Genomic DNA, 2,177 nt, shown 5'->3' with positions numbered 1-2,177 from the left:
GGGGGAGTCCAGGGTCAGGTCGGCGGCGTCGGCCACCTCGTGCCCGGTCTCCGGGTTGGCCACGGCGACGCAGACCCCGAGGAAGCCGGGGTCGGCGGCGGCGCGGGCGCGCAGCGCGGCGAACGCCTTGATGTCGGAGACGTCGTCACCGAAGTACCAGGCGCCGCCGGCGTCCCGGACCGTCTCGCCGATCACCATGCCCTTGTCCCGGTCGACGGGGGGCTTGAGTTCCAGCACCATCCGGCCCGGCTGGGCGCGCAGGCCAAGCCGCTCGGCCTGGGCCCGGCCCCACTCCTGCACCAGCTCACCGAGCTGCGGGGCGGTACGCCAGTGCAGCGCGACGGAGAGCCGCTTGTACTCGACCAGCGCGCCCGGCGGCAGCTCGGCGCGGGCCTGCTCGGCCAGCTCGGACATGGTGGGCACCCACGGCAGAGCGGCCGGCTCGGTGACCGTCTCGCCGCCGGAGTGGCTGTGCTCCAGGCCGTACAGCCCGTACAGGTCGATCCCGGCGAGGCCGCCGAGGTGGTCGCGGAGGAAGTCCACCGGCCGGGCGGAGACGATGGCGATCCGCCGCACGTGCGGGGCGAGCGCCTCCAGCGCGGTGAGCACGTTGGGCGCGGGCCGGACGGCCGTGGGGTCGTCGTCGACCGGCGCCAACGTGCCGTCGAAGTCGAAGAAGAGAACGACGTCCCGTGCGCGATCGGCGGTCGCACGCCAGGCGTGCTCCGCGTTCAACGGGGTCTTCGGCTGCTGGTTGCCCAGATTCAACGGCGGCACGCGCGTCAGCGTACCCCGCGCCGGGCGGCGTATTCGTGGCCGAGATGTGACGTGGGAACGTCGTGGGGATCAGCGTTCGGCGGCTCCCCGTCCCCGGCGCCCGAACGGCACCACTGCCGCCTCCTGCCCGTGGCTGAGCAGGTAGCCCTCCACGAAGCCGGTGTTGCGGTCGCCGGTGTGCGCCTCGATCTCGTTCAGCCGCGCCACCAGGAACTCGGTGAGCGCGCTGACCCGGTCGTTGAGACGATCGTGCAGCTCGGCGACGACGGCGAGGATCACCGCGGTGCCGGCCGTGGTGAGCGCGAAGAGGTTGACGACCAGGGGAAGCTGCCCGCCGTCCAGTACGCCGACCACCACGTTGCCGGTCACGCACGATGTCAGCGACACCACCGCGACCACGACTGCCAACCATTTCAGGGTCATGGACAGACCCCTCCTTCTGTCCCGCAGGGCTGGGTTCGGCTGTGTCCCGTCCCCCCGCCGATGACGAGCCCCTAGCAGTACAAACGTGGACGCTAGCGGGTCCGATCCGTCCCCGAGGCGAAACGATCGGGTCTGACCTTCCGTTCTTTCGCCATCTGAGGAACTACCCGGCCTGTTTCCCCCTATTTCGGACACCGCCCGGCAGTGTCGGGCGATATGCGAGGTAGCGAATGGTTTCTCGAATGTGGAACTTCTCCGCGTCCGACACGGTCGGGTCGACCAGCCGGCGCAGCAGCGCCTCCACGTCCGGGTCCATCGGAGGTGGGGTGGGCGTGGCCCGTGGGCCGGCGGCGCGGTCCCAGCCGAGCGCGGTGAAGGCGGCGGCCGGATCGAGCCCGAGGCCCTCGCAGAAGGCGACCACCCGCTCGGCCTCCGGGTCGCTGGCCCAGTCGCCGCGGACCCAGCGGTTGATGGTCTGGCGGGAGACGCCTGTGCGCCGGGAGACCTCGGTGCCGCTCCAGGCCCGCAGCGCTCGCGCGTCGTCGAGCGCACGTCGGACGAAGGTGGCGAAGGCGATCTTCCGCGCGTTGGCCGTCTCGGTCACCCCGTGACGGTACGGCCAGTCGGTCCCGTCGGGCGGTCTCGGCACGCTGCTGTCACGCTGACGTGACGGTGATCGAGGTTTTCCGGTAAACGATCCAGTGCTGCTCCTGAGGGGTGTCACCTGGGCAGAATAGATGGACACGAGTACGGCGGCAAAGGTCTGAAAAGCTGATACTGTCACGCTCATGAGACAACTTACGGTGTGTCACGTGCTTGAGACGACGAGTGCTCACATGCGTCACTCCGCGGGTGCCGAGGGGGTCTCGTGACCGAGCTCGCGACCCGTGCCCAGGCCTTCGGGCTGATCGCGGACGGCGTGTCCGCCGGGCTGAGCGCCCCCTGGCGTCTCTATCTCGCCCGCGGGTGCCGGTATC

Annotated in this window: 3 protein-coding genes; all 3 read right to left on the bottom strand. The window is 70.6% G+C overall.

Going from position 1 to position 2,177, the window contains the following annotated elements; genetic code table 11:
• On the bottom strand, positions 1-777 hold a 777-nt coding region (gene otsB / locus KBX39_RS29550; RefSeq protein WP_210873676.1), incomplete at its 3' end, for a trehalose-phosphatase.
• A gap of 69 nt (positions 778-846) precedes the next feature.
• Positions 847-1,200 carry a hypothetical protein gene (locus KBX39_RS29545; protein WP_013284062.1) on the bottom strand — a complete coding sequence of 118 codons (354 nt, stop codon included), beginning with the start codon at positions 1,198-1,200 and terminating at the stop codon, positions 847-849.
• A gap of 163 nt (positions 1,201-1,363) precedes the next feature.
• Positions 1,364-1,804, bottom strand: a complete 441-nt coding sequence (locus KBX39_RS29540; RefSeq protein WP_030501268.1) for a helix-turn-helix transcriptional regulator — start codon at positions 1,802-1,804, stop codon at positions 1,364-1,366.
• Between the last annotated feature and the right edge of the window lie 373 nt (positions 1,805-2,177).

Origin of the sequence: Micromonospora sp. D75 (assembly GCF_018070405.1) — a bacterium.
GTDB lineage: Bacteria > Actinomycetota > Actinomycetes > Mycobacteriales > Micromonosporaceae > Micromonospora > Micromonospora chalcea.
This window is presented reverse-complemented; position numbering and strand designations above follow the sequence as displayed.

Coding starts and splice junctions, on each gene's coding strand:
- KBX39_RS29545 (WP_013284062.1), bottom strand. CDS start 1,200: ATGACCCTGAAATGGTTGGCAGTCGTGGTCGCGGTGGTGTCGCTGACA.